23 protein-coding genes are annotated in these 25,587 nt (G+C 61.4%); 3 read left to right on the top strand and 20 right to left on the bottom strand.

Translation table 11 applies throughout. From position 1 onward, the window contains the following. Positions 1-19 precede the first annotated feature (19 nt). The 3 genes from AD669_RS09705 to AD669_RS28060 all read left to right on the top strand — a co-directional run bounded on the left by AD669_RS09705 (position 20) and on the right by AD669_RS28060 (position 2,228). Positions 20-1,471 (top strand): curlin, encoded by a 1,452-nt coding sequence (locus AD669_RS09705; RefSeq protein WP_053119096.1) that lies wholly within the window; start codon positions 20-22, stop codon positions 1,469-1,471. Between the two features lie 276 nt (positions 1,472-1,747). Beyond that, entirely contained in the window at positions 1,748-1,954 is a 207-nt protein-coding gene (locus AD669_RS09700) for a hypothetical protein (RefSeq protein WP_053119193.1), read from the top strand. Next, entirely contained in the window at positions 1,944-2,228 is a 285-nt protein-coding gene (locus AD669_RS28060) for a type II toxin-antitoxin system RelE/ParE family toxin (protein ID WP_082341417.1), read from the top strand. Before AD669_RS09700 ends, AD669_RS28060 begins: the two co-directional genes overlap by 11 nt. Positions 2,229-2,401: 173 nt before the next feature. Here the strand turns inward: AD669_RS28060 and AD669_RS09695 are convergent, their stop codons facing one another. From AD669_RS09695 to mnxG, 20 genes are all read right to left on the bottom strand, one after another. Then, complete coding sequence (locus tag AD669_RS09695; protein WP_053119094.1) at positions 2,402-2,773, bottom strand: DUF6124 family protein; 372 nt, start codon at positions 2,771-2,773, stop codon at positions 2,402-2,404. A 1,116-nt stretch (positions 2,774-3,889) separates the two neighbouring features. Beyond that, the gene (locus AD669_RS09690; RefSeq protein WP_053119091.1) at positions 3,890-4,750 is read right to left on the bottom strand and encodes a CsgG/HfaB family protein; all 861 of its coding nucleotides are present in this window, start codon (positions 4,748-4,750) and stop codon (positions 3,890-3,892) included. Between the two features lie 28 nt (positions 4,751-4,778). Further along, positions 4,779-5,210 carry a curli assembly protein CsgF gene (locus tag AD669_RS09685; protein WP_053119089.1) on the bottom strand — a complete coding sequence of 144 codons (432 nt, stop codon included), beginning with the start codon at positions 5,208-5,210 and terminating at the stop codon, positions 4,779-4,781. Next, complete coding sequence (csgE, locus tag AD669_RS09680; RefSeq protein WP_008086660.1) at positions 5,207-5,599, bottom strand: curli production assembly/transport protein CsgE; 393 nt, start codon at positions 5,597-5,599, stop codon at positions 5,207-5,209. The genes AD669_RS09685 and csgE overlap by 4 nt, the downstream gene beginning before the upstream one ends. Next, positions 5,596-6,135: a type II secretion system protein gene (locus AD669_RS09675; protein WP_053119087.1), complete on the bottom strand. Its 540-nt coding sequence runs from the start codon at positions 6,133-6,135 to the stop codon at positions 5,596-5,598. Before AD669_RS09675 ends, csgE begins: the two co-directional genes overlap by 4 nt. Then, positions 6,110-6,484, bottom strand: a complete 375-nt coding sequence (locus AD669_RS09670; protein WP_007919395.1) for a type II secretion system protein — start codon at positions 6,482-6,484, stop codon at positions 6,110-6,112. The genes AD669_RS09675 and AD669_RS09670 overlap by 26 nt, the downstream gene beginning before the upstream one ends. A 5-nt stretch (positions 6,485-6,489) precedes the next feature. After that, positions 6,490-6,963: a type II secretion system protein gene (locus tag AD669_RS09665; RefSeq protein WP_053119085.1), complete on the bottom strand. Its 474-nt coding sequence runs from the start codon at positions 6,961-6,963 to the stop codon at positions 6,490-6,492. 2 nt (positions 6,964-6,965) lie between these two features. Beyond that, entirely contained in the window at positions 6,966-8,813 is a 1,848-nt protein-coding gene (locus tag AD669_RS09660; protein ID WP_053119083.1) for a secretin N-terminal domain-containing protein, read from the bottom strand. Next, complete coding sequence (locus AD669_RS09655; protein ID WP_053119080.1) at positions 8,810-9,322, bottom strand: hypothetical protein; 513 nt, start codon at positions 9,320-9,322, stop codon at positions 8,810-8,812. The genes AD669_RS09660 and AD669_RS09655 overlap by 4 nt, the downstream gene beginning before the upstream one ends. Next, the gene (locus AD669_RS09650) at positions 9,322-9,870 is read right to left on the bottom strand and encodes a GspMb/PilO family protein (RefSeq protein ID WP_053119078.1); all 549 of its coding nucleotides are present in this window, start codon (positions 9,868-9,870) and stop codon (positions 9,322-9,324) included. Before AD669_RS09650 ends, AD669_RS09655 begins: the two co-directional genes overlap by 1 nt. Beyond that, the gene (locus AD669_RS09645; RefSeq protein WP_053119077.1) at positions 9,857-10,402 is read right to left on the bottom strand and encodes a PilN domain-containing protein; all 546 of its coding nucleotides are present in this window, start codon (positions 10,400-10,402) and stop codon (positions 9,857-9,859) included. Before AD669_RS09645 ends, AD669_RS09650 begins: the two co-directional genes overlap by 14 nt. A gap of 1 nt (position 10,403) precedes the next feature. Next, a complete protein-coding gene (locus tag AD669_RS09640) occupies positions 10,404-11,207 on the bottom strand; it encodes a hypothetical protein (protein ID WP_053119075.1) in 804 nt (267 codons plus the stop codon). Continuing rightward, the gene (locus tag AD669_RS09635; protein WP_053119073.1) at positions 11,188-12,909 is read right to left on the bottom strand and encodes a GspE/PulE family protein; all 1,722 of its coding nucleotides are present in this window, start codon (positions 12,907-12,909) and stop codon (positions 11,188-11,190) included. Before AD669_RS09635 ends, AD669_RS09640 begins: the two co-directional genes overlap by 20 nt. Before the next feature lie 81 nt (positions 12,910-12,990). Beyond that, the gene (locus AD669_RS09630; RefSeq protein WP_008086646.1) at positions 12,991-13,521 is read right to left on the bottom strand and encodes a response regulator; all 531 of its coding nucleotides are present in this window, start codon (positions 13,519-13,521) and stop codon (positions 12,991-12,993) included. A gap of 219 nt (positions 13,522-13,740) precedes the next feature. Further along, positions 13,741-14,502: a SurA N-terminal domain-containing protein gene (locus AD669_RS09625; protein WP_053119071.1), complete on the bottom strand. Its 762-nt coding sequence runs from the start codon at positions 14,500-14,502 to the stop codon at positions 13,741-13,743. A gap of 15 nt (positions 14,503-14,517) precedes the next feature. Then, on the bottom strand, positions 14,518-16,068 hold the full coding sequence (locus tag AD669_RS09620) for an ABC transporter substrate-binding protein (RefSeq protein ID WP_053119069.1): 1,551 nt from the start codon (positions 16,066-16,068) through the stop codon (positions 14,518-14,520). Between the two features lie 9 nt (positions 16,069-16,077). Further along, entirely contained in the window at positions 16,078-16,698 is a 621-nt protein-coding gene (locus tag AD669_RS09615) for an SCO family protein (RefSeq protein WP_053119067.1), read from the bottom strand. Further along, positions 16,695-17,345, bottom strand: a complete 651-nt coding sequence (locus tag AD669_RS09610) for an SCO family protein (RefSeq protein WP_053119065.1) — start codon at positions 17,343-17,345, stop codon at positions 16,695-16,697. Before AD669_RS09610 ends, AD669_RS09615 begins: the two co-directional genes overlap by 4 nt. A gap of 14 nt (positions 17,346-17,359) precedes the next feature. Then, on the bottom strand, positions 17,360-19,282 hold the full coding sequence (locus AD669_RS09605) for a YncE family protein (protein ID WP_053119063.1): 1,923 nt from the start codon (positions 19,280-19,282) through the stop codon (positions 17,360-17,362). Positions 19,283-19,716: 434 nt separating this feature from the next. Then, positions 19,717-25,554, bottom strand: a complete 5,838-nt coding sequence (gene mnxG, locus AD669_RS09600; protein WP_053119061.1) for a manganese-oxidizing multicopper oxidase MnxG — start codon at positions 25,552-25,554, stop codon at positions 19,717-19,719. Positions 25,555-25,587: the final 33 nt, after the last annotated feature.

Here is a 25,587-nt window from a genome sequence, read left to right as displayed (position 1 = left end):
ATCATCGGAGAGTTCAATCATGTTCAAACTGACGCCCCTCACCGCCGCCCTGCTGGTCATGATCAGTGCCCAGGCCATGGCCGACGACAGCCTGTCCAACCAGAACCAGGCCGGTACCGCCAACATCGCGGACGTGAAACAGACCCAGGCCCCGTTCAGCACGGCCACCCAGACGCAACTGGGCCAAGGCAACGACGCCGCCGCCGTGCAAGACCACGCCACCAGCGTGATCACCCAAGACGCAGTCGGCGACTACAACGCCGGCTACGCCGAACAACTTTACGAAGACAACGCCACCATCACTCAACAACAGGCCGGCGCCTTCAACACTGCCCACGCCAGCCAGTCGCTGGGCTTCGGCTCACCGAACAGCGCGCTGCAACAACAGCAAGGCACCGGCAACTTCTCGTTCGTCTATCAGGACTCGCAGAACGGCAGCGAAGGCAAAACCTTCCAGTACGGCGACAGCAACGAAGCCAACATCGAGCAACTCTATGAAGGCAGCGGCAACAGCGCGGTGATCACCCAATTCGGCACCGCCAACTACGGCACCGCCGAACAAGTCACCCACATCGGCGGCCAGATCGGCATCAACCAGGCCGGCGAAAACAACTACGCCTACGGCGACCAGCGCGACGGCACCGGCGGCAACATCACCATCAACCAGTTCGGCAACCTCAACGGCAGCGAAATCTGGCAAGACGCGCAACTGGCCAGTCAGGCGACCGTCAACCAATACGGCGACAGCAACGAAACCGTGGTCGACCAAAGCTTCGGCGAAAACAACACCGCCGCCGTCACCCAGGTCGGCAACACCAACGCGATCTACGCCGACCAGTTCGAATCGGTCAACTCGACCCTGGCGCTCTATCAGGTGGGTAATGGCAACGTCCACTTCACCTACCAAAGCGGCGACGGCCACGCCCTCAGCGCCACCTCCGTGGGCAACGACAACAAGGTCTACGCCAGCAACTGGAAAGGCCCGCAACTCGGCGGCCAGTTCGGCAGCAACCAACGCGCGACCGTTACTCAAGCGGGCAATGGCAACATCGCCAGCTTCACTCAGGATGGCGTTGGACAAGTGATGACCACGCAGCAGACCGGGACGGGCAACAAGACCACGGTCAGTCAGACGGAGTCGTATAACGAGCTGTATTTTGAACAGAATGGCAGCGACAACATTTTGATCTCCGATCAACGCGGCACTGGCAACCTGGTGCAGGGTTCGTCGAATGGCACGGGGAACAGTGCTGAGTTTGATCAGTCTGGGTCGGGGAATCAGGCGTATACCGCGCAACTGTATGGCAGTGACAACATGATCACGGTGAAACAGGCAGATACGATGAACGTGGCGTATGTGACCCAGGGCGGCACGGGGAACATTGCCAATGTCGATCAGAGCGGGGTCACGCAGACGGCGAATATTCAGCAGTTCGGGTCGGCTAACCAGGCGACGGTTTTGCAGCAGTAGGGGTTGGGTGTTGATGGGCCGCGATTCTCTGGTGAGGGGGGTCGCGGTTTTTTTTGCGCTGACGCTTGAGTTACGTCCTACAGAAAACGGAACGTTTTTAGAAATCCGGGGAGTTTTCTGACAGGTTCTGGCGGTTGGCCGTCGGAAGCGCAGGCTCTAGGATTTGCCGGGACAACTTGATCCTCATGGAGCTTGGCCTACATGCAATTCATCCAGACAGCGACGACAGCGATACCGTTAACGAATAGACTTCGAGGCACCAAACCCGGAGGTTCTATGATCGACCCGTCCTTGATCGACCCATTGTGCCCTGTTGTTTCGGATCTTGGTCCCGAGGAGCAGGCTGCGAGTTATGACCGTTGGTTTCGGGCCGAAGTACAGGCCTCTCTCGATGATCCGCGTCCGAGTATTCCCCATGAGCAAGTGATGGAGGAAATGAATGCCTTGATGGAATCAATGCGCAAAAGCGCTGATGCAGATTAAGTGGCGACCCAAGGCTCGGGTCGAACTCTCGAAAATCCTGAAGTACATTGGCGAGCGAAATTTTGTAGCGGCGACTGCACTTCACAAGTCCGTCGTAAAAACTACATCTGCGCTTTGTTGGCATCCCCACCTGTATCGCAAAGGTCGCTCTCCCGGCACTCGAGAGATTGTGGTAAGCCCGAACTATCTCGTCGTTTATCAAGTGGCGGACCACATTGAGATTGTGAGCATCTTGCATGCGCGTCAGGAGTACCCTCGACGCGACCCCGGTTAGGATCGCTTCCTCGTCTCAACACAAGAAACCGTGCTTCCCGTGGAGGTACGGTTTTTTTGATCGTTCCCACGCTCTGCGCGGGAATGCCTCTCGGGACGCTCCGCGTTCCAACTCGCGAATTTGACGCAGAGCGTCAAGGGCTGCATTCCTTTGCTGCGCGTGGGAAAGATCAATCAGCCATCCTTCAACTCGACGTGATCCAGCGCTTGGTTGACTGCCAGTTCGCCCAGCATGACGACTTGGGCGATGCCCAGTGCAGTCTTGCGCTGTGAGGTTTCCAGGGAGGCGGCGAAGTTGATGAGCATTTCGCTGGCCGAGCCCAGGGTTTCGCTGGCGTTGGCCAGCAGGGATTCGGTGTTGTACTTGGGGTTGGCGAGGTACATGGGTTCCGGCTCGTTGGCGCTGGACATGATGTGGGCGGCGGGATTGAGGTAGAAATCCAGGGCGCGGTCGGCGGCTTCGTGGAGTTTTTTGCTGTCGACTGAGGCGTAGGGGGATGTGGCGTTGGTGTCTGGTTCTGGGGGGTTGGGGGTTGGTTTTTTCATGGTGATTCTCTCTCATTGATGGTTGCAGCTGGCCCATTCGACTTCCAGGAAAAATGGGTGGCAGCTGTACGCAGGCTGGAAATCCGGGAGAGAGCAACCCGGCAGACACGAATGTCTCCCGCGCACAACCGCCATAACAGAGTGCACACAATGAAGTGCGCAAGCATACGTTATGAAAGGCGTATCTGCTCTCTCGTGTCTTCGGGTTTCCATGCCCGATCGCTGAATTGGCAGCGACACACACAGGCTAGAGACCGCACGTCCGACGGGCAACCTGAAAACCTTGTGGGAAGGTTCCGCAGATTTGAAACAACTTTTAAACATTCAGGAATCGGAATGCGATCCAGGTGGGAGTGGGCTTGCTCACGAAAGCGGCAAGACAATCAACACATCATCGACTGACCTGACGCCTTCGCGAGCAAGCCCGCTCCCACAAGGGAACCGAGTACAGACGGAAGAGATGCGTTGGCTGTCAGGCCGCCTTCGCGAGCAAGCTCAGCGCCTACACAAGCAAGATCAACAGATCGCAGCCTTCGGCAGCTCCTACACAGGATGAGCGCAAGCTCGGCTGCTGCTGTTGATCTTGATCTCGGAGCCCGTCGGCAGGCTGAGTGGAGGGATTGATCCGGGGGTGGGAGCGCAGCGACCGTTTGGCGCAGCCAAACACAGCGAGAGGAGGTGCAGCGAAGCAAACCGTAGGCGCTGCGCCCGGATCGATCCCGGAGCGAAGGAACCCCGAGCTTTAGCGAGCGGGCCGAACGTCAGGGCAAAGCCTTTTGGGTTACCTTTTCGGCGTCTGGAAAAGGTGACCCGCCGTAAGGGCGGAACCCTAAGTGGCCGTTACTGCAGGAATGGATATGTACTCAGTCAAAAAAAACCGCCGCCTGACAAAAAGCCTTCGCGAGCAAGCTCGCTCCCACAATTGGAAGTGGGTACATCTGCGAAAGATTGGTCGGCCCGAATGCCGCCATCGCTGGCAAGCCAGCTCCCACAAGAATTTGAGTACATCCGCAATAGCAACTGTGCCTGAAAGATAGCTATCGCGAGCAGGCTCACTCCTACAGGTTTAAACCGGTTTCGGCCAAAAGAGCTTGGTCGGCCCGAAGGCCGCCACGTTCACTCCGCCTCCGGATCCACCTTGTTCTGGCTCAAATACCGATTCAACACATCATCCTGCCCAGGCACAGAAGCGTCCCCCGCCACCTGCCACAACCGCCGCTCAATCCCCTGCGCCACCATATGCCCCACCGCCGCCTCAATCGCCGACAACACACACAACTGCGCCGGCTCATTCGTGGTGTAGCCAACCTCCGCCTCAAGCAACTTCTTGAACTCGATAAACTTGAAAATCCCCGCACTGCGCGCCACCGAATAAATCGTCTTGCTGGTCATCACATTCGACAACACCTGCCCACTGCGCACATCCACCGCACGCAAGTTCACAGTCACCTGATCCACCCGATATTCCCGAGAAATATCAATCCCCAAATACCGCGCCCCTTCCCCACCGCTACGCACATTCGTGTCATACGCGATGATCCCGCCCTCAAGCATCATGTTCGCCGCCTGCAACGGCGGCAGCTCACCCTGAATATTCACCGGCGTATTCGGCTTCTTCTGCGACGCGCGAATGATCTTGCGTTCGGTCAACAGGTTCTGCAGCCCTTCCCGTTCCAGCACCACAAACCAGCCACTGGCCTGCATCGCGTCCATCAACATCGACGCCGCGCCCTGGGTCACGCTGGTGGAAAACGAACTCGCCGGCGTCGGCTTGTACTGCCCGGTCTGGTCACGGAAGCCGTACACCACCGCCATCAACCGGCCCTTGGGTCGCGGCATTTTCAGCAAGTCGTAATAAGTCGAGGCCCTGGGGGTCAGGGTCGGGGTTTCGGTGTCCTGCTCGGCCGACATCGGCTCACGCAGACTGCACCCTTGTAATGTCGCCAACAGCAGCCCTAACGCGATGATCTTTTTCATGTCCGTTCTCCCCGGAACCGTCAGCCCGTCACGGGTTGAGGCCGTTCACCTGAATTTCCGAAACCTCACCGGTCGCTCGATCGGTCACTTCAATGCTCAGTGCCCCGGAGTCGTCGATGACGTTGACGATAAAAGAGTCGGTGGACAGGCTCCCCGTGTTGCCGGTGGAGATGTTGTCCAGCAACTGCCCTAGCAGCCGTGATTGCAATTGACTGGTGAAGCGCTCCAGCGCCGAGGTGCCGGCCACCGCCGAGCGGCTCTTGATGTCCGGGTCGTCGTGATCGTTTTGCGCTTGGGCGTTGTTGAGCAACCAGGTGCCGTTGAGCGGGTTGCCGCCGAACGACGGGTTGACCGGCGTGTAGACCAGTTCAGTGGCCTGGACAGCGGCAGCGCTGGCGAGCCCGATCAACAACCCCGAGATCCACAATCCGCTGCGCCGTGAGAACGTTGTGCTGTTCATAGTTCGTCCTTCTCAAGGTCGGTGGTGTCCTGCAACAGAGCCTCCAGCTTGCGCTGGACAACCTGGCGTCGAACCCAGTCGGCGGCCGCGTAGGCCTCGTCCTTCAGTTCCACGGTATTCGGCGGCAGGAAGCGCCGATAAACCAGGCGTTGCTGATATTCCACGGTCACCAGGCTGCCCCAGCGCGCGTCGGGCCGCTCGCGCACCACCAGGTTGAAATCCATCGGGCTGGTGTCGCGCAGGCGTTCACTGAACGAGTAGTAAAAGTCGTGGCCGATGTGCGAGATCGTGTCGTCGACGATGAAGCCCATCATTTCGTCTTCTTCACCGGCGCTGGCGCAGCACGCCACAGCGGTAAGGATCAGCGCGCACCACCATTGGCGAGTCATGGCTGCAACGCCTGAGGCAAATTCGATTGCCCTTTCGCCGGGCCATTAGTGCCGTCAAGAAAGGCTTTCTCAGCAACGAACTGCCAGTCCGAATAACGCTGCATGCCGTCGAAATCCGACCACTGCGTCGGGAAGTCCGCCTGTTTCAACGGCAGCTCGGTCGACGGGCTGTTGAGGCCGGTGATGCGTCCGTCAAAACCGCGTTGCAGCGCCCATTCACCCTGACCGATCGGATCGGGATAGAGCTGACGCAGGTGATGCTTGGCCTCAGGAAAACGCTGATCGTCGAGCAGGTCTTCAAGCTCTTTCGGGTACTGCGCCAGCCCCGGCGAACTGCGGTAGTAGCTGCGCAGCGCCTGCGCGTATTGGGTGCCGACCCAGAGCAACTGGCGTTCACGATCGCGGCGCGAAGCGGTCGACCACAACTCGCCGGCACTGGCCAGGCCCATGCCCATCACCACAATCAGGAACAGCACGCCCAGGTAAGTGAAACCACCCTGCTGCGCACGATTACCACTCGGAATACTGGCTGCCATCACGCGCCCTCCCGGTAGCACCGCTTTTGATGTCGGCCACACCACCAGCGACGCCGTCCGGTGGCGCGATCAGCACCCACTGGTCTTTGCGTTCGGTGATCGGATCGAGTGGCGCATTGCGCAGGTAACGTTGTTCGATCAGTTGCTCGATGGAATCCGGATAGCGCCCGGTGTCACCGTAGAAGTGATCCAGCGCTTCGCGCATCGCCGACAGGCTCTGGCGCAAGGTGGTTTCCTTCGACGCTTCGAGGCTGTTGAAGTAGCGCGGCAGCGCGATGGTCATCAGCGTGGCGATGATCGCCATCACCACCATCAGCTCCAGCAAGGTAAAACCTTTTTCCCGGCGCATGAGGTTCACCACTCGCGGTAGGCGATGCCGTTGAGGCCCTTGCCCCGGGCGTGGGAGTAGACGTCGAAAACGTCCTCGCCATCGCGCGGGTTTTGAGCCGAACTGTTGTAGGCGCGCACGCCCCAACCCCCTTCATCATCACGTTTGGCCGGCACCAGCGGATCGCGCGGGATGCGGCGTAAAAAGTAGAACTTGGCGCCCTTCGCGCTGCGCACATCGCGCACGCCTTCGACCAGCACTTTCAGGTTCGGCGGGTAGCCGCTGCTGTTCAGCGACTTCTCGATGTAACCGGCATCGAACGCGCGTTTGTAGGCGTCGATACCATCGCGAATCTGGTACAGCGCATTGCGCAACTCCTGCTCCTTGCCCCGCCGCACCAGGGTCTCGGTCAGTGGCGCGGCCATGCTCGCCAACAGGCCGATCAGGGCCAGCGTCACCACGACTTCGATCAGGGTGAAACCGCGTTGGGAGGCGTTCATGATCAAGGCTTCTCGACAGTGACGCGGGTGGTGGCCACGGCCGATTCATTGACGGCACGCGGCTGCGCGGCCGGCGACGGCATCACGTAGCTCTGCGAACGATCCGGTGCCTGGATGTGCATGCTGGTTTCAGTGCCGGTGGAGAACTCCATGTCCGACGGGCTCTGGTACGGCAGGTTGCGCACGATCCGTGGGGTGATCGACAGCACCAGTTCGGATTTGCCGATGGTGTCCTTGTTGCTGCCGAACAAACGGCCCAGCCCGGGGATGTCGCCGAGGCCGGGAATCTTGTTGCCGGTCGCGCCGTGATCGTTGCGCACCAGCCCGGCGAGGATCTGCGTTTCGCCGTCGTGCAGACGCAACGAGGTTTGCGCGTTGCGGGTATCGACCTGCACCGGGATCGTGCCCTGACGGGTCGGTTCCAGCGGCGTGGCGTTACTCACTTCCAGCGCGATCTTGATCGCCACTTCGTTGTTCAGGTGCACGGTGGGCGTCACTTCGAGCTTCAGACCGACATCCAGATAGGTCACGCTTTCAGTGATCACCGGCCCCTGCGTCGACGGCACCGAGGTGGCGCTGATGATCGGCACGCGCTGACCGATGTGAATGCGCGCCTGCTCGCGGTTACTGACACGAATCACCGGGCTGGCGAGGGTGTTGATGTCGTTGTCCTGCGCGTTGATCTTGGCTTGCGGCGACGGGCCGATGGAGATGCGGTCAGAGTTGATGCCCTTGAGCTGGCCCAACAGCGTGACCGGCGAACCATCTGAGTTGACCACGCCGAAGGTGCTCGGCCATTGCAGGCCAAGGTCGAGAATGCGCTGGGTGGCGACTTCCATCACCTCCACTTCGAGCACCACTTCCGGGTTGGACTGGTCTTGCGATTGCAGGAGTTTCTCGGCCATGCGCACGGCATCTTCGGTGTCGCGCATGGTCAGGGTATTGAGGCGTTCGTCAACGAACACGTCGCGGGTCTTGAGCATGGTTTTCACCATGTTCAGTGCGGTGTTGGCGTCGATGCTGGTCAGGTAGAAAGTGCGCATCACCAGTTCCTGGTAATCCTTCACTTTCTGCGGCGAATCCGGGTAGATCAGCAAGGTGTTTTCGTTCACCACTTTCTGGTGCAACTGGTTCTGTTGCAGCAGCAGGGTCACGGCGTCTTCGATGCGCACGTCACGTACGAAGATTGTGGCTTTCATGTCCGGGCGCAGGTCTTTGTCGAAGATGAAATTCAGCCCGGCAACCTGCGACAGCACTTCGAAAATGGTCTTGAGGTTGGCGTCGCGAAATTCCAGGGTCACCGGGCGATCGAGCTTGGTGCGCAGTTGCGGATAGGCAATCACGTTGCGGCTCTGCACCAGACGAATATTGCCTTGCAGCTCCAACGCACCGTCGTTGTTCGGGTCGAGTTCGAGGATCTGTTTGACCTGACGATCGGCGCCGTAAATGTCGCCGCGACGCAGGTCGCCACGGGCCAGCTCGAGTTTTTCGTCCATGCTGCGCAGGTAATCCATCTGCTTCAGGGCATCCTGGGCGCGGCGGTTGTTCGGCTCGATGGTCAGCACTCGTGCGTAAGCGATACGTGCCGAGGCGAAGTCGCGGCGCGAGCGATCGGTGTCGCCGGAGGTCAGCAGCGCGGTGATCGCCTTGGCCCGGCCGCTGTTGAGCAGTAAGTGCAATTCGGTGTCGCGAGGATTTTCACGCAGACCTTCCTCGATACGAGCCAGACCCGCCTCGTACTGACCCTGTTCAATCAGGTCGGCGGCTTCCTTGTTGGCCACCTGCGCAGAACTGCACGCGGCCAGCCCGGCGCACAGGCCCAGGCTCATCAGCAAACGGGAACGGTTCATTGCGTACTCCCCACAGACAGGGTCTGCGACAAATGCAAAGGCAGGTAGACCAGACGCAATTCCACATCGGAAATGCCGGTGATCTTCCAGGTGTCGTCGATCACATCCCCGTTGCGCACGACGTAGATTTTTTCGCCGTTCTGCAAAAACACTTGCAGGTCGCTGCGGTCATGCAGCCTGCCGACGAACTGAAACGGCACCGGTGGCAGGCTCGGGGCTTGCACCACTGTTGCGGGATTGACGGCAATTTCGGTGACCGTGGCCAAGGTCGGCGCGGCCTTCCAGCTCTTGGCGGCGAACAGATCACCGGCCGGGCTCAAGTCCTTGATCGGCGCATCTTTGGCCTTGGCGGTGCTGGTCGGCAGCGCACCACGGGTTTTCCCCGGTGTGGCGACGGCCACTTGTTTCGAATCGGCGTCTTCGCTCGGCGAAAAATATTCCGGCAACCACGCCAGCGCAGCGGCCACACCGAAGAACGCTACCCACCCTGTCACGCGCTTGGTATTCATCACGACCTCGACAGGAAAAGGGTCATACGGATCCGGCCATTGAGGTCGGTGTCGCCAATCTTTTTGCGTTGCAACTCGAGGTCTTCCACCACCACCGCCGGCAACTGGCCGAGCAAGGCGTGCACAAAGCGGCGCAGTTGCGGGTAGCTGCCACGCACGGGAAGAAGGATCTGATAGCGCGCCAGATGGGTTTTCGGGTCGACGCCGAGCGCATATTCGCCACGCGCCAAAGTGATGTGCTCTTGGGCTGCGAGGGCGTAGATGCGGTCGATGGCGACGGTGGCCTGCGGCTGCGCCGGCAGTTTATTGCGGAAGTCGTCGAGCTGACGTTGCGGCACCACCGGCGGCGCAATGCTGCCGTCTTCAACCTTGGCCAGGTATTCGGTGGCTTCCTGAGTCTGTTGGCTCAAGTGCTGCAAGGATTGCCAGCCCGGCAGCAAACCAACGAGTGCCCACGCCACGGCGACCAGCAGCAGCGCCAGCCCGGCGAGGCCCGGAATGCCGAGGCCTTGCAGGTATTCGTGGACGATCAGTCTAGGGATTCGCATCGCCCATCTCCCAAGTCGCCGACAGGTTGAATTGCACCGGTTGTTCCGGTGACTTGACGACGATCTCGTGGCTGAGCAGCGAGACGTCGGACAGCTCGTCGCTGGCTTCCAGACGTTTGTGAAAATCGAGCATCGCTTGCAGATCGCGCGCCTCGGCACTGATCCGCACCTGACCTTTGCGCGCATCCGGGGTCAGGCTCAGCAGTGCAACGTCATCGCGCGGCATCGCTTCGAGCATGGCGAACAGCCGTTCCCACGGGCGGCGCAGTTGCTGCGAGACCTTGCGCATCTCGGCGAGGTTCTGCGCTTGCTCGCGGGTTTCCGCCGGGCTCAGGGTGGACTTGGCGCCGCTGTCGCCGGTGAGCTGGCGCTGAGTGGTTTGCAGGTGGCCCTGTTGCTGTTCGGTGTGCGCGTCGAGGTGCTGTTGCACGCCGAAGCACAGCAGCGCCAGCAGCACTCCGCCGCCGAGCAAACTCCAACCCAACGGGCCGGAACGCGGGCGTGGCTGAAAATCGAGGTTAAGGGCGCGCATCTCAGGCCACCGCCCGGGACATGACGTACAAGCCGTCACGCACAGTCATCGAGTCGTCTTCAAGGGCGCGCAACTGCACACCCGCCACGTCCGGATGCGCATCGAGGCGCGCCGGCGCATGCAGATAAACGTTGAACGCGCGTTCGCTGGTCGAGGCCTGCAGTTGCCGTTCGCGACCGATCAGGGCATTCAACGCGGCATCGCTGTCGCTGCCGCCCACTGAGCGCACACCGGCCCAGCGCCCTTCCCTTGCCAGCAACAACACACTGCGTTGCGGCTCGGCGACGACGAAGAGGAAGTCGCCGGCATCGAGGCTTTTGTCGAAACGGTTGAACGCTGCCATCAGGTAAGGCTGCACCGAACGCAGACGCAAACCGCGACCGCTGACCAGCACCCGCAAGCGTTCAAGCAAGTCTTGCGGCAAAGCGCTGGCGATGCGGTCGTAACCAGCCGGTTCGGCGGACAGCACCAGACTCCACGGCTGGGTTGGTGCACCGAACAGGTCTTCAAAACACAGTTGAGCAAAGCCACGCAGTTCTTCAGGGCTGCTGATCTGCGCGCTCCACGGCACCAGGCAGAAACGGCTGAAGTGCCCGGAGATGACCACGCTCAGTTCGGCACCGGCGCGGGCGTGTTCACCGAGCAGGCGATCGAGGGTGTCCAGCGCCACCGCGTAGCTCTGGAAGCCTTCGTCGATGTAACCGACGCTGCCCAGCCACAGGGTGTCGCTGCCACGCCGTTGACCGAGGCCAACACCGCTGGCGCCGAGTACGGCGACAAAACGCTCACGAGATAAATGTGACACGGTTGATCTCCTCCAGCGTGGTGCGACCTTGTTCCACCAGTTCCAGCGCCGATTCGCGCAGCAGGCGCAAACCACGGGCGCAGGCCAGGGCTTTGATTTGTTTGATCGGTTGGCGCTCGACGATCATCTGGCGCAGCTCGTCGTCGAGGTGCAGCAACTCGGCAATCGCCGTGCGCCCGCGATAACCGCTGCCCCGGCAATGGCCGCAGCCCTTGCCGTGAACGAAGTGGTAATGGTCGACTTTCTGCGGATCGAGGCCGGAGGCGCGCAGCTCTTCATCGCTCGGATTGACCGGCGCGCTGCAACTGGCGCACACCAGTCGGATCAGGCGCTGGGCGAGAATCGCGTTGAGCGCCGAGACCAGGCTGTACGGGTCGATTTCCATTTGGGTGAAGCGGCCGATCACGTCGAAAACGTTGTTGGCGTGGATGGTGGTGAACACCAAGTGGCCGGTGAGCGCCGATTGCACGGCGATCTGCGCGGTGTCCGGGTCGCGGATCTCGCCGACCATGATCTTGTCCGGGTCGTGGCGCAGGATCGAGCGCAAACCCCGGGCGAAGGTCAGGCCTTTTTTCTCGTTGACCGGGATTTGCAGCACCCCCGGCAATTGATATTCGACCGGGTCTTCGATGGTGATGATCTTGTCCACGCCATGGTTGATCTCGGTGATCATCGCGTACAGCGTGGTGGTTTTGCCGCTGCCGGTCGGGCCGGTGACCAGCACCATGCCGTAGGGTTCGGCGGCGAGCCGGCGCAACTGGCGCAGGGTTTCGTCTTCAAAGCCCAGCGCCTGCAATTGCACGCCGCAAACCTTGTCGGCCAGATCCTGTTTGTCGAGCACCCGCAGCACCGCGTCTTCGCCAAAGATGCTCGGCATGATCGACACACGAAAATCAATCTGGCGGCCACTGATGCCGATCTTGAAGCGACCGTCCTGCGGTACGCGTTTCTCGCCGATGTCCAGTTCGGCCATGACCTTGACCCGCGAAATCACCTGCTCGGAGAACTCGGCGCCCTGGACTTTGCTGATGTTGTTGAGCACGCCGTCGATGCGGTACTTGATCACCAGACCGTTGCCGGTGGTGCCGAGGTGGATATCGCTGGCGTGCATTTTCAGCGCGTCGTAGAGGGTCGAGTTGACCAGTTTCACCACGCTGCTGGCGTCTTCGCTGATGCTGGTCAGCGACAGGCTTTGCAGGGTATCGATTTCGTGATGAGTGTCGCCTTGTGCGTTGAGCGATTCGACGGCGTGGAAGCTTTCTTCGTGGCGGGCCAGATAGGCTTTGAGGTCATCGGCGTGCACCAGATACAACGGCGCTCCGTGCAGGCAATCATCAATCCAGGCCAGCCGTGCCGGGTCGAAGGGATCGGCAAACACGCCGATGACTTCGTCGTTGTGGCGCAGCAGGATGAATTCACGCTTCAGGCATTGCGCGAGGGTGACCCGGTCAAACACCGGCGTCGCGGCAAACAGGCTGTCGGTGTCGAGCACCGGGTAATGCAGGGTGGCGCCGAGGGCTTGAATGAACGGCATTGCTGCCAGTTCGCACAACACGCCGAGCGCCTCAAGGACGCGTTCGCCGGAAGTGGCGGCCCGCGCCCGGGCCTGGGACAACTGCTCGCTGGAAAAATGTTCACTGGAAAAATGCGCAGGGGCACTTTCGGCCGGCAGTGGTTCGACGACAACGGACAGACGTTCCATGGCTTGCTCTCCAACCGGGGCTCAGAGCCCTGTCGGCGCGGCAAACCTTGGCGGCAAGTGCCGGAACGTCTGATCGCGCCATTACTCCCCGGTGAGCATTTGATCGTCGTCCGGTGCCATGGCGTGCAACTGTCGTCGCCGATCCGCCAACACCCAACTGCCATCGTACAACTGCAACGGGAAGCTCTCGGTCCTGCTCTGGCGTCGTTCGACAAAGCCCTCGGAAGGGCTCGCACCGGGTTTCGCTTCACGCTTGATGCCAAGAAGGTCGCAGACCGCTCGGGCCAGTTCCGCCAATGGAAACGGTTTGAACAGGATGTGGCTGACCCCCAGTTGCCGCGCCCGCTCACAGACTTCAGCGGTCGGGTGACCCGTTATCAGCACAAAATGGCACGTCCTGTTCTGGCGGACTGCGTCGAGCACCTCAAAGCCTTCCATATCGGGCAAGCGGTAATCGAACACCAGCACGTCGGGGGCAAAGGTTTCGGCCAAACCGATAGCCGTCGCTCCGTCATGTGCAATCCGGACGTCCAGCCCCTGCGCCGACAGATAATCCTGAAGGTTTTGTGCAAGCAGCTGTTCGTCTTCGACAACCAGTACTTTGTTAACCAAGGTCGACTCCTTGAAACAGCAGGTCCGATGACCCCGCCCTGAGAGTGCGCCTTACACGTGGTAACGCACACTTCATGCCAGGCTGAGTGCCGGTAATTTTATGTCTTCATGTCCTTGAAATTAATGACAATGCCCGCTCGTCCCGGTACCCCGTTCCCCAGAAACGGGGAAGCACCTGAATGGGCATCGAAGCCATTCCCCACTATTGGGGGGGAACCTTCAGTCGTCGTCAATTCGTTCGATCCTGTTCTGCACCCGTAATTGCGCGAGCACTTGGCGACGAGCCTGGGTCTGTTGCTGTCGGGCGAGCTGTGCCCTGACTGTGTCCAGCCCCTGTAAATCTGGGACATCGGCGGCCTCCAAGTGGTTCTGCAAATAAATCACATGCCAGCCGAACGGTGAACGCACCGGTTGGCTGGCAAGCGCTGCCCCGCTGATGATCGAGGCGCGCATTTGCATCAAGCGTAGACGCGCTGCGGCCACTGTGGCTGCATCGGCTTGCGCTGGCACGCGGATCAACAGTTGCCGGGGTTGCAAGGTGTTCGCGCGGATCAGCTCGGCGAATACCTGCTGTGCGGCCAATTCGCGGCGGGTGTACTCGGTAAAGGAAACCTCGTCGAAACCGGCATCCTGCAAGCGACGCTGGAATTTGTTCGTTCCACCGATGGCACTGCGCATCTGCTCGATCTGCTGACGCACCGCTTGCTCGTCAATCTTCACGCCACGTTTTTGCGATTCCTGCCAGAGCAATTCCTTGTCGATCAGCGTTTGCAGCGCAGCCTGACGTAGCTGTTTATAGGCTTTGGGATTACGAATGCTCGCCACCGCGCGGCCCTGATCTTCGAGGTATTCGGCAAAAAATCGCTCGAAGCGATAGCCAGAGATTTCCTCGCCATTGACCCGCGCCACCGCCGGTTCGTTGTTGGCCCAGACCGCCTGGAGCCAGCAGGACAGCAGCACTATCAGACTTGTGAGTTTCATGATCGGGGCCTCCGTTCAGGGGCTGGCAACAATCGGTTTGTAGGGTGCGACCAGATAAAAATGCTGATCCGGCAGATCCACGGTGACCACGTGCGCGCCGCTCAAGCCCAGGCGTCGACCGGGGCCGAAACTCAGGCGCGGGGTCAGGCCGGTATCGAAGTCATGCAGGCCTTCCAGCGCCGCCACCAGTTTTTCGCGGCTGGCGTCGCGGCCGGCCTGTTTCATGCCTTCGCTGAGCAGCAGCATCGAGGCGTAGGCGCCCACTTGCAGCACCGCATGCTGGGCGCCGAGGCCTTGGCCTTCGCGTAAAAGCGTCAGACCGATACGCCCTGCCTGGGTCCAGTCGCTGGGCACGAACGGATAGGCGAGAAACACGCGACGGGTAAAACCACTGGGCACTTGCAGCAGATCACCGGCCACCTGGCTCGATGCCGCGAACAGGTACGGCACCTGCCCGGCGCCCTGCAACCTCGTCGCCAGACGACTGAAACCACCGCCGCTGCCCAGATAAAACACCGAGCGCGAACCCAACGGCAGCGCTTCCGCCGCCGGGTCATAGGCTTGCAGATGGACGTTCTGCCAGCCGTGATCCTGCAAATACTGACCGAGGTTTTGCGCGGCTTGCGTCTGCATCGGGTCAGCGGGATAAGCGATCAGCGTCGGCCCTTGCAGCACGCGCAGGCTCGCCGTGGCGTAGTCGGCCAAGGCGATCAGTTGCTCGCGCAAACCGGGCAACGGCTCGAAAATCTGTGGACTGGCCTGCATCGAGCCGAGCAACGACAGCGCGCCGATCAGCGGCACCCCAGCCTGTTCCAGACGCGGGCCGAGTTCGCTGTCGAGGGCTGGCACCATCGGCGCGATCAGCGCGAACACCTGTTCCTGCTCGATCAGTTGCTGCAAGGCCTGTTCGGCACTGGCGCGATCCGGGCCGGGGTCGATTACCGTCAGGCGCAGTTGCCGACCGTGAATGCCGCCGGCCTGATTGATCCGCGCGACACTGCCGTTGAGCACCGCCGCAATCGTCATGCCCTCCTCGGCCAACGGGCCTTGGCTCGGCAATAACGTGCCGAGGTGTAAGGTCTCGGCGTCGAGACCGGGGTCGCGCTCATCGGCCAGGCGCTTGAGATAGGCGGTGAGATTGCGCTGATCCTTCATCGACAGCAGAAAGCGCGGCATGCTCGGGTCGAGGCGATTGTGGCCGGGATCGCGGCCCTGCTGAATCACCGTTGCCAGCGTGCTTTCGTTATAGGCCGGATAACTGCGGCCGTTGACCTGCTGCTGGCCGTAGGTGCTGGTCAGTCGTGCCCAGTTCAGCGGCGGCGGACGTAAGCCGCCCTCGGGCCGACCGAGGCCGTCGGCGCCGTGACAGTTCGCGCACGGCAGGCTGGTGGCCGGCAGCAACACGTCCGCCGCGCCGACCCGCGCCATGATCGCCTCGCCGCTGGCTGACAGACCTTGACGGTACAGGCGTTTGCCCGCCGCTTCTTCCGAGGTCAGCGGCGCAGCATTCGCGCCGAGGCTGATGCCAGCGAGCAGGATCAGGGCGAGTACGCGGCAGCGTTTCATGGCGCGGGCTCAGCGACCGGCCACGGGCATTGTCAGCAACTGCAAGCGCTGGGCAATGGCGGCGGCCGGGGCGTCGGGGCGAATTTTGCTCCAGCGTTTGTTGGCGACATCCCCAACGATCAACTGCGTCGAGTGCTGCTCGGGCGTCGGCACGATCTGGCCGATGCGACTCAGCACCAGATCCATCTGCGCCTTGTCGCCGGTGAGAAAAAGCCAATGAGGGTCATCGGAACCCTGCTTCAAGGTGTAAGCCTTGAGCACCGCCGGCGTGTCGCGCAGCGGGTCACTGGTAAGGGAAATGAAGGTGATGTCCTGCGCCTTGTCGCCCAGCAATTCGCGGACTTCCTTGAGCTTGCGGGTGATCAGCGGGCAGGCATCGTTGCAACTGGTGAAAATCACGTTGAGCAGAACGATGCGGTTTTGCAGGGCGTCGCTGTAGAAGCGCAGGGTCTCGCCGTTCTGATCCTGCAACGGCGTGTCGGTGAACCAGGTTTTTGCGTCGTGCGTGCCTTTGGCCGGCGCGACTGCAACCGTTGTCGGTGCTTCGGGGGCATGGCCTTCGTGGGCAAACGCGACGTTGCTGAAAATCCAGAAACACACGGTCAGGGAGATCCAGTCGAGCAGTCTCATGGCTGTTGCTCCATGGCGATGGCGGTGTGTTTGGCGTGGGTGCGCAGGCCGCTGAGCTTCTCGACTTCCTTGGCCAGCAGCTCTGGATCGGTGAAGCCGTAGTAGCGCATCCAGTGGCGATTGTTGCCGTCGCCGACGAGGATCAACGGCTGATGATTCTTGAGGTCGCCACTGAAACTGCCGAGGCCTTTGAGGGTTTCATTGATCGATTGTGGCGAGCCGGTCAGCCAGCTCCAGCCCGGGCCGCGCTGAAAAGTGCGGGCGTAATCCTGCAGGCGTTTCGGGTCGTCGCGTTGCGGGTCGATGCTGATCGAGACCAGTTGCACTTCCTTGCCGACCCGCGCGCCGAGCTGTTTCTGCACCTTGCCCATGATCGACGAGACCACCGGGCACACCGTCGTGCAACTGGTGTAGATGAAACTCATGACGACAATTTTGCCCTGCACCAGGTCTTGTTCCAGACGCACGGTTTTGCCGGTCTGGTCGAGCAGCGGCACGTTGGCGAACTTGACCTGGGTGTGTTCTTGCGTGCTGCTGGCGGGGGCTTTGTGCCCGGCGTGTTCGTCTGCCGAGTGGGCGTTGGCGTGTTGAACGCCGAGGCTCAACAGGCACAGGGTCAGCAGGCCAGTGGATGCAAATCGGTTCATGTCGAAACTCCTCTTCAACGGGCCTGGTCGGGGGTGACCCGAACACTGGCAAAGGTTTTGTCATCGAAACCGGCGCCCAGCGAGGCGGCGCGCACGTGCAGGTACCAGGCGCCGCTGCGGTCGAGGCTGATCGGCGCTTCGTACACACCGTCGGCGACTTCCAGTGCCGCGACTTCACGCGGGTGTGAAGTGGGCGCGAGGTAGTAGCGCAGCTGCACGTCTTTAACGCCGCTGCGCTGGGTTTTGTCTTTGCCTTGAACGATGCGGAAGCGCACGACATACGGGTCGTTGAGCGTCACGGCAGTCTTGTCGAGGAGGAACTCGACTTTCGGCTGGCCGAGGTGTTTTGGCTGTTTGCCGTCGCTATCAATCTGCGCGGTAAAGCAGTGAATGATGTTCGGTTGATTGAGCAGGAACGCCACGTCGAAACGCCCCGCTGCCGGCAGTTTCACCCGCGCGCTGTACAGGCCCGGCGAAACTTCACGCAGACTGCGGTCGATGACCATCGCGGCGCGGGCGATCTGGCCACGGTTGGGGTAACCGGACATCGGCGCGTTCATGCCTTCGGCGTAGAAGTAGGTGGTGTTGTCGACCGGGTTGACCACGAACACTGCGTTGTCGTCGCGTGAGACGGCGAGGCTGGAGGCCAGCGGCAAGTCACCGGCCAGGCGCGGTGCTTGCGGCCCGGCTTCGAAACCCTGGCTGATCGGCTGGCGACCTTCGCCGAGGGAGGACAGGTTGATCATGGTGACTTTCGGTGAAGCGAGTCCGCGGATGTAGGCGTAGGCCTGGGTGAACACCACTTGGTAGGGTTCGGCGCTGACCTCCAGATCATGGATGGCGCTGTTGGTCGCTGCATCGATGACGCTGGCGCGGTTTTCCACGGTATTGAGGACCACACCGAAGCGGCCGTCGGCGCTGAAGCCCATCGGGCCGAGGCCTTGTTGCAGTTTGAGCACCCGGCGGATGGCGTGGGTGCTGGCGTCGATCACGGTGACGGTGCCGTCCTTGCCGTCGGCGACGTAGACGGCGCCGGACAATGCCGAATAGGCGACGGATAACGGGTGGGAGCCGGTTTTGATCTGCTCGACAATCTTCAAGCTGGCGATGTCGATCACGCTGACGGTGCCGTCGTCGCGGTTGCTGACGAAGGCGAAGCGGCTGTCTTTGCTGAAGGTGATTTCGTGGTGGCCGCGTCCCGTCTGTAAATGTTTGAGGGATTTGAGGCTTTGGGCGTCGATCACGGTGACGCCGGAGTCTTCGGTTTTGCTCGCGTTGTTGCCGACCCAGAGCAGGCGTTCGTCCGGTTGCAGGGCGACGCGAAACGGTTGGCTGCCAGCGCTGATCGAATCGATGACTTTGAATTGTTCGCTGTCGATGACGGCGATTTCCCCGGCAGTCGGCATGGAAACGAAGACGCGTTTGTTGTCTTTGGGCGTGACCCAATCCATCGGCGGCTGCTTGAGCTCGATCCGCGCGAGGGTGCTGGTGATGCCGCCGACTGATACCGATGGATCGACCACGGCGATGCTCGCGTCGCGGTTCATCACCAGCAGGAAATAGCTGTTGAGGTCGAGCAACGGCCGCGCGCCGATGTTGGATTTGAGGAACACGCCGACCCGGGCTTTGCAGCTCTGGTCACGGCCCTGGGCCTTATCGGCAGCGAGGGTTTGCGGATCGACCCAGGCACCCGGGGCCACGCCGGACAGAGGCTGGCCGGATGCGCTGTCGCTGATGCGGAACTGCACATCGGCGAACTCGCCTTCACGCAGTTTGCCGTCGGCGGCCAGTGGCTTGAGATCGAAATCCACCGCCACGCCATCACGGTTCAGCGTCTGCCCCGCGCCGGTTTGCGCCAGCGCAATCTCACTCAGCGTCAACAACGCCCCGGCCATGGCCAGCGTGCAAATACCGATGATGTTGATGATCCTGTTCATCTTTCACTCCCCTACGCATTCCAGCCAAACGACGCGATCCCTGTGGGAGCGAGCCTGCTCGCGAAAGCAATCTGCCAGCCACCCACCTGTTGCCTGTGCCGCCCTCTTCGCGAGCAAGCTCGCTCCCACAAGGGATTTGCATTCATCCCGCATCCTCACTGCCCACCGCAGATCCTTGTAGGAGTGAGCCTGCTCGCGATGGCGTCATCCGCCCCACCATCGAAAACCGAGTTGCCCCAATCGCGAGCAGGCTCACTCCTACAGGGGATTTGCATGCATCCCGCCAAGCTAACTGCCAACCGCAGACCCTGTGGGAGCGAGCTTGCTCGCGAAAGCAATCTGCCAGCCACCACACCTGTTGCCTGTGCCGGCCTCTTCGCGAGCAAGCCCGCTCCCACATGGGATTTGCTTCCACGGGGATATTGGCGTCGTGTCTACTGCCCCTGCGGCGCCGGTTCCGGTTCATTGGTCACGCGCAGCAGTCCCCATAATCCGGAGGTGTTGCCGTAGGCGGCGTAGTCGCGGAACAGGTAATCGCCCGGGATCGCGTTGCTGCCGCCGGCGCTCGGGATCATGAAGCTGAAGTGCGCGGCCGGCAGGATGCTTTCGTGGGCGCCGATGTACATCGACATCGGGTTGTAGCCGAAGCGCACCGAGCCCACGCCCGGCGAGCCCATCGGATAACCACCGACATCGCTCTTCTCGGCCTGGAACGGGTTCACCGACCAGACGTGCCCGTCGAGCTGGAACGTGGTGCCGCGACTGCCACCGCTCGGCATCAAAATATGCGTACGGAACGGCTGCCCCGGTTTGGCGTAGAGCACCGGCGTCTGCGGATCGCCACCCACCAACTCATTGCTGTAAGCCATGTGCGCATTGACCATGTCGCCGTAACCCGCGCCATCGGCATGACCGAAAGGTGCATCCGGGGCGAGGCCGAAGCGGTACCACAGCGGCTCGGTCTTGTAGTTGATCGCCATGCTCGAGTTGTCCTGCGGATCGGTCGGCACGCCGAAGCCTTCAGCGGCAATCCCTTCCACCGGCCGGCCATTGGCCCAACGGGTGTTCAACGCCTTGTGCCAGACCATCGCGAAGTCGCGGTAGCTGGTCTGCCCAGGCGCCGTAACCGTGGCGTTGACCTTGCGTGCATCGTCAACCCAGGTTGCGCCGATCGGCAGAATGCTCATCGCTCCGCCAAGGCCTTTTTGTGGCTGCTTGATCACGTCCGCCGGGGTGAAATTCAAGCCGCCGAACTCCACCGCCGTGGCATTGATGTTGTCGACGCTGCGACCCAGTTGAGTCACCGGTTTGCCTTCACGCTCCAGATGCCCGGCGTAGTACTGATAAGTACGCGTCGGGTACGCGCCGCTGTTGCCAACGCGCGGTGGCACGGTCTGGATCGGGTTGGCACCGACGTTGGCGCCGTCGGATTTGGTGATGTCATACGCCAGCAATTGCGCGTGCAGGCCGACGTGACTGGACGGCCGCATCAGGTTGTTGCTGAAGGTGGTCGAACCCAGACCGCTGTTGCGATCACGCTTGACCATGCCCTGCATCACCGCCGTCTGGGTCAGATCCGGCATCACGCTCGGCAGACGGTTTTCCAGGGTGATGTTGATGCAATCCCCTGCCGCCGCACGCAGCACCAGCGGTTCAACCGGGATGCCGGGTTTCAGCTTGCCGCTGAGCGGATCCAGATCGGATTTGCGCACATACAGGATCGCAGTCGGGTCATGCAACGGCCCGCTCTGCCCGCCGATGGTGATGGTTTCGCCATCCTCCGGATCGGTCACGGTGACTTGTGGAATGCTCACCGTGCGCGAGTTCAGCACCAGGGTGCCGCCCGCCGGATTCAGCGGCCCACCGACATGCTGACCAAGCCCTTGCGGATCGCCAATGGTCAGGCCCAGCGCATTGCCGAGGATGTCATTGGCCAGCGCCGCGACCACTTCATAGTTGCGCTGTACCGTCGGCCGCGTGCCGATGCCATTGGGGTTGGCACTGATCCGCGGGCAACTGCCCTCGAACGCCACGGTGTTGCGCATGCCCGCCGGATTCGGGTTGTTGGGGATGGCATACAGGTCGTTGCGTTTAGCGGTGTAGTTACGCATCACGCCCCAGATACCGCTCCAGTAGCCTTCGATCGAAGCGTCCATCGAGTACAGATAGTCGCCCGTCGTCGCAGCGGAACTGGAGAGCATCGACACCGGTGCAATAAAGCCCATCTGCTCGGAGATGCCGATCATTTGCGAGGCGCGCCAGCCGGAGTTGGAGCTGTTGCCGAAACCGGAACCGCTCTGCAGCCATTTCACGCCGTGCAGGGTGACGTTGTGCTCTTCTTCATGGCCGCCGGCATGCACCCGCAGCCGTACGTTGTCGCCGGTGTAAGTACGCAGCATCGGCGTAAACGGATCGCCAGGTTCAGCGCCGCCCTTGTTGATGTGCGGCGGAAACAGCGTGGTGCCGCCGGTAGGCCCGGTCGCGGCAGTGAGCAGATTCGGCGCCAGGTTCATCGCCGGAATTGCGCGGTCGGTGCGGCTTTGCATGGCGAACGACAGATCGCCGCCTAGGCCATCAGCCTGCATGCCGCGCTTGCCGTCCGGGCCGACCTTGTTCGGGTCGTAAACGCGCAAGGCCAGCGGTTCGTTGCGATAGTTGACGACGAACATGCCCGGATCATCCACCGAAATTGCCTGCGGACATGGCCGGCTCGGGCAGCCCGGCACCTGACCGCCCTGCACTTCCAGCACGCCTTCGAGCAGGTTGCTAGCGTTGTTGCGCACTGGCGGATTGATCGCATAGCGGAAGCTGTCGGCAGTCGCCGGGAACGCTTGCGCATTCGGCACGCCGTTAGGGCCGGCACCGACATAGACGCCGGCTTCATAGGCGTGCTGGAAGTCGCTGTATTCGAGGAAGAACTCGCGGAAGCTGTCATTTTTGCCGTCGCCATCGAGGTCGCCGGTATTGATCACCGCTTGCCACGAGGTCGGCCCGCCGTCCTGACGCGCGCCACTGTACAGAGGCTCGCCGGTTTCCGCATGGAACCAGGTCGAACCGGCCGGCTCGGCCAACACGGTGGCGTACAGACCAATCTGCTGGTGCGTCGATGGGCCCAGGTGGTCGTGAGTGAAAATGGTGCCAAGGCCACGATCTACGCCTTTGATGTTCACCACAGGATCAACGAACCAACGCTGCATCGCCGTGCGCGCACCGAGCCAATCGGCGCGGCCGTACTGACCGAAGAACGGATGGTTTTTGGCTTTCGGGCACGCCTGTGTGCCGTCGCGCGGATCGGTGGCGGCGCACTGGTTGAACTCGCGGATCGCGTGAATGCGTTCCTGCACGGCGCCCGGCGAGAGCACGCCGTCCTCGTAGTTCCAGCCATTGGACGAGCCGTCCGCCGAGGTCAGATCCCACTTCGGCAGGTGAATATGCTGGCCGATCACATCGGTCGGCGTGCGCACCTGATAGTCGTCCATCTCGTAAGTGGCCGGCACCAGGTTGGTTTGCTGGTATTGCACGCAATCGAAGGTGTTCATGCGCATCACCAGCGGCTCTGGCGGACGCTGCTTGGTGATCACCGGCCAGGCGTCTTCCCACAGCGCCAGAATGCGCGCCTGCGGGAAGTGATAACCGACCTTGTTGTACACCGCGTCGAACTGAATATTGGCGGCTTTGTAAATGCGTGGGCGGTCGGCGGTGAAGCTTGAAGCGCCGACAAAGGACATGCCGTCGATGCGGTCACCGCTGGCAAACTCACCGCTGCCGGCGCTGCTGGTCAGGCGCTTTTGCCGATCGTCCATGCACGGTTCGTAGTACGGCGCGCCGGCCATTGGCAAGGCACCGTTGGTACGGAACGCCTTGGCCACCACTTGATTGCCGGGCAGCAAGGCATAGCTTGGGTGATCTTTTTTCGCGTGAAAGGCCATCGCCGCTTGTTCGACTTCGGTGCCTTCTTCCGGCAGGTAAATCGGTTTGGCGCGGGTGACTTCCTTGGAGAAATCCAGCGAGGTGGTCACGGTGTGCGCTTCGCCACCGGCCGAGACGCCGTCGAGTGTATGCCGTTGCAAGCCACCGTCCCAACCACCGGACTGCGCCGGGTCGAGGTTGGCCCACAGCGCTTTGCCGCTGGCCTTGAGCGATTGCGCGGTAGCCGCGTCGAGCATGTCCAATGGCGGGGTTGGTGGACGTTGGCCCACTGAGCTTTCCATGCCACCGATCCAGAATGGATAGCCCGGGTTTTTCAGGCTGCCGTCGGCATTGCGGTTGGCTTCGCTGCGATCAACCAACGCCAGCGAACCGATGGCTTGACCACCGGCGTTGCCGCCATGGTGCTCGCCGTCGTCATCGCCCTCTTCTTCATCCTCGTCGTCATCATTGCCGGCGATCAGGGTTTCACCGATTTTCGGCACGACCACGACTTTGCCCGGCATCGGTGCCATGGCTTTGCCCGGCAGCGGCACTATCGCTGGAATCGGTGTGCCGGCGACGATTTCGCCATCAGGCAAGGCGCGTGCGCCGGTCGCCGGTTTGCCACTGCGCAGGGCAAACGGTTCGCTGTGATAACCGTCGGCGCCCTGCTGGGAAACGTCGAGCCGGGTGCCCTCTTCAAACACATCGTGTACCCGCCACATGGCCCACATGCCTTGGGCAAAGTGCGGATAGAAATGGCAGTGATAGATCGCATCGCCGGCCACGCGGTTGCGGTTGCCCGAACCACCGTTGGCGATTTCATAGGTGTAACCGGCGCCCGGGCCAATGCCCTGGGCATCGACGTAATCGGAGTTGTCGTCGTTGGGGTTGAACAGCCACTGATGGCCGTGCAAGTGGAAGATGTGCTGCTCATGACCATTGTGGGTGTTGCGGAATTTGACGAAGTCACCGATGTAGCTGTGGTTGACGTTCGATGGCTCCGACGGATACAGCGCCATGGTCGCTTTCACACCGATCTGATCAGCACGTGGTGTCTGGCCAGGGGCGATGTTCTCAAGCCCGGCGTTGGCCGGCACGTCGACCAGCATCGCCACGTCGCCAACGGTGTGCGAGCTGAGGAAGAATTCTTCGTAGGCGCACGACAGGCAATCGTGCATCGGCCCGACGCCCAAACGATTGGCCACCACTTCGGCGCCCATGCCGCCCGAGCCGTAGTTGATCATGAACGAATCGCGAGTCGGCTCCAGCACGTGGGCCATCACCGGATCAGCCCAATAGGCTGGAAACGCTTGAGTGGCGGCAGTTTCGTCCTGGAATTGCGAGGCGAAATCGCGGAACGCTTCCAGTCGATTAGGGATCGCCGGGTTGCGTTTTCCAACCGATTCCAGCGGATAAGTGCTGGGTGGGAAGCTGCCGTCGGCGTTGCTGCCCATGACAATTGCATCGCTTTCGCTGGAGATGATTTCATTGCCGTCGACCATGCCGATGATCGGCGTACCGGCCTTGCCTTCGCGCAGCCACGGTTCGCGCTGCGGGTAGCGCGCCTGGTAGTCGACGATCGGTTGGCCGGTGGGTGCGCGGCCCGTGGTGGCCAGGCGCATTTCTTCTTCGGTGAGGGTGTTGCGATAGGTGCGACCGCCCTTGGGCAGGACGACAACCTGGCCGAACAAGCCATTGGCGACGTTACCGGCCGCGCCCTCGCCGCCAAACGTTGCGCCACGGCTGCTGACGGCAAACGCGCCTTCACGCTCGGCGTACAGGGTGTAAGAACGGCTCGCACCCGGCGGCACCAAGGTGTTGGCGTTACGCCCGGTGAACGAAGAAATGTCATCGATGCTGTTTACCGCTTGCAGGCCATTGACCTGGAAACCGACGTGACGGTCAGCGACTTGCTCATCGACTTTGAAGTCTTCAGCCGCGTTGGCGTTCTCGACGCCTTCCTCTTCTTCACCTTCATTCTCGAAGTGCTTGTTCGGGTTGGCCTGATAGTCGAGCAGGTTTTGCAGATTGATCGTCAGGCAATCACCCGCCGCCACGCGCAAAACCAATGGCCGTGGCCGCTTGTCCGGGCGCAGCGAAACCTTGCCCGGCACCGCTGATCCGCCGTAGGCCAGCGACATGTTGCGGTCATCCACCACGTCGCGGCGCAGGGCGAACATCATGCCGTTGATGTTCTGCGCACCGAGGCGGTTGAACATCAGCGGTTGATCGAAGGCGACGACGTTGGCCACCAGGTTGCGCTCGCATCGCACGGCCGCGCTGGCCAGTTCGACGCTGAGCATCGAAGCCAGAATCAGCAGCCAGTTGAACAGAGACGGAGCGTGATGAATGCCAGCCATGATCAGTAACCTCGTAGTGGGTGCTCTTGGGAA

This window comes from Pseudomonas sp. P1.31 (assembly GCF_001269815.1).
In the GTDB taxonomy this organism is placed as follows: Bacteria; Pseudomonadota; Gammaproteobacteria; order Pseudomonadales; family Pseudomonadaceae; genus Aquipseudomonas; species Aquipseudomonas rustica.
Note: the sequence above shows the minus strand (reverse complement) of the source record. Positions and strands in the feature narration are given on the sequence as shown.

What these genes read in the sequence shown, in the direction of transcription:
- AD669_RS09660 (WP_053119083.1), bottom strand. Translation starts at nt 8,813, where the DNA reads ATGAACCGTTCCCGTTTGCTGATGAGCCTGGGCCTGTGCGCCGGGCTG.
- AD669_RS09705 (WP_053119096.1), top strand. Translation starts at nt 20, where the DNA reads ATGTTCAAACTGACGCCCCTCACCGCCGCCCTGCTGGTCATGATCAGT.
- AD669_RS09700 (WP_053119193.1), top strand. Translation starts at nt 1,748, where the DNA reads ATGATCGACCCGTCCTTGATCGACCCATTGTGCCCTGTTGTTTCGGAT.
- mnxG (WP_053119061.1), bottom strand. Translation starts at nt 25,554, where the DNA reads ATGGCTGGCATTCATCACGCTCCGTCTCTGTTCAACTGGCTGCTGATT.
- AD669_RS09655 (WP_053119080.1), bottom strand. Translation starts at nt 9,322, where the DNA reads ATGAATACCAAGCGCGTGACAGGGTGGGTAGCGTTCTTCGGTGTGGCC.
- AD669_RS09635 (WP_053119073.1), bottom strand. Translation starts at nt 12,909, where the DNA reads ATGGAACGTCTGTCCGTTGTCGTCGAACCACTGCCGGCCGAAAGTGCC.
- AD669_RS09610 (WP_053119065.1), bottom strand. Translation starts at nt 17,345, where the DNA reads ATGAACCGATTTGCATCCACTGGCCTGCTGACCCTGTGCCTGTTGAGC.
- AD669_RS09665 (WP_053119085.1), bottom strand. Translation starts at nt 6,963, where the DNA reads ATGAACGCCTCCCAACGCGGTTTCACCCTGATCGAAGTCGTGGTGACG.
- AD669_RS09650 (WP_053119078.1), bottom strand. Translation starts at nt 9,870, where the DNA reads ATGCGAATCCCTAGACTGATCGTCCACGAATACCTGCAAGGCCTCGGC.
- AD669_RS09615 (WP_053119067.1), bottom strand. Translation starts at nt 16,698, where the DNA reads ATGAGACTGCTCGACTGGATCTCCCTGACCGTGTGTTTCTGGATTTTC.
- AD669_RS09670 (WP_007919395.1), bottom strand. Translation starts at nt 6,484, where the DNA reads ATGCGCCGGGAAAAAGGTTTTACCTTGCTGGAGCTGATGGTGGTGATG.
- AD669_RS09675 (WP_053119087.1), bottom strand. Translation starts at nt 6,135, where the DNA reads ATGGCAGCCAGTATTCCGAGTGGTAATCGTGCGCAGCAGGGTGGTTTC.
- AD669_RS09690 (WP_053119091.1), bottom strand. Translation starts at nt 4,750, where the DNA reads ATGAAAAAGATCATCGCGTTAGGGCTGCTGTTGGCGACATTACAAGGG.
- AD669_RS09695 (WP_053119094.1), bottom strand. Translation starts at nt 2,773, where the DNA reads ATGAAAAAACCAACCCCCAACCCCCCAGAACCAGACACCAACGCCACA.
- AD669_RS09620 (WP_053119069.1), bottom strand. Translation starts at nt 16,068, where the DNA reads ATGAAACGCTGCCGCGTACTCGCCCTGATCCTGCTCGCTGGCATCAGC.
- AD669_RS28060 (WP_082341417.1), top strand. Translation starts at nt 1,944, where the DNA reads ATGCAGATTAAGTGGCGACCCAAGGCTCGGGTCGAACTCTCGAAAATC.
- AD669_RS09625 (WP_053119071.1), bottom strand. Translation starts at nt 14,502, where the DNA reads ATGAAACTCACAAGTCTGATAGTGCTGCTGTCCTGCTGGCTCCAGGCG.
- AD669_RS09645 (WP_053119077.1), bottom strand. Translation starts at nt 10,402, where the DNA reads ATGCGCGCCCTTAACCTCGATTTTCAGCCACGCCCGCGTTCCGGCCCG.
- AD669_RS09685 (WP_053119089.1), bottom strand. Translation starts at nt 5,210, where the DNA reads ATGAACAGCACAACGTTCTCACGGCGCAGCGGATTGTGGATCTCGGGG.
- AD669_RS09605 (WP_053119063.1), bottom strand. Translation starts at nt 19,282, where the DNA reads ATGAACAGGATCATCAACATCATCGGTATTTGCACGCTGGCCATGGCC.
- csgE (WP_008086660.1), bottom strand. Translation starts at nt 5,599, where the DNA reads ATGACTCGCCAATGGTGGTGCGCGCTGATCCTTACCGCTGTGGCGTGC.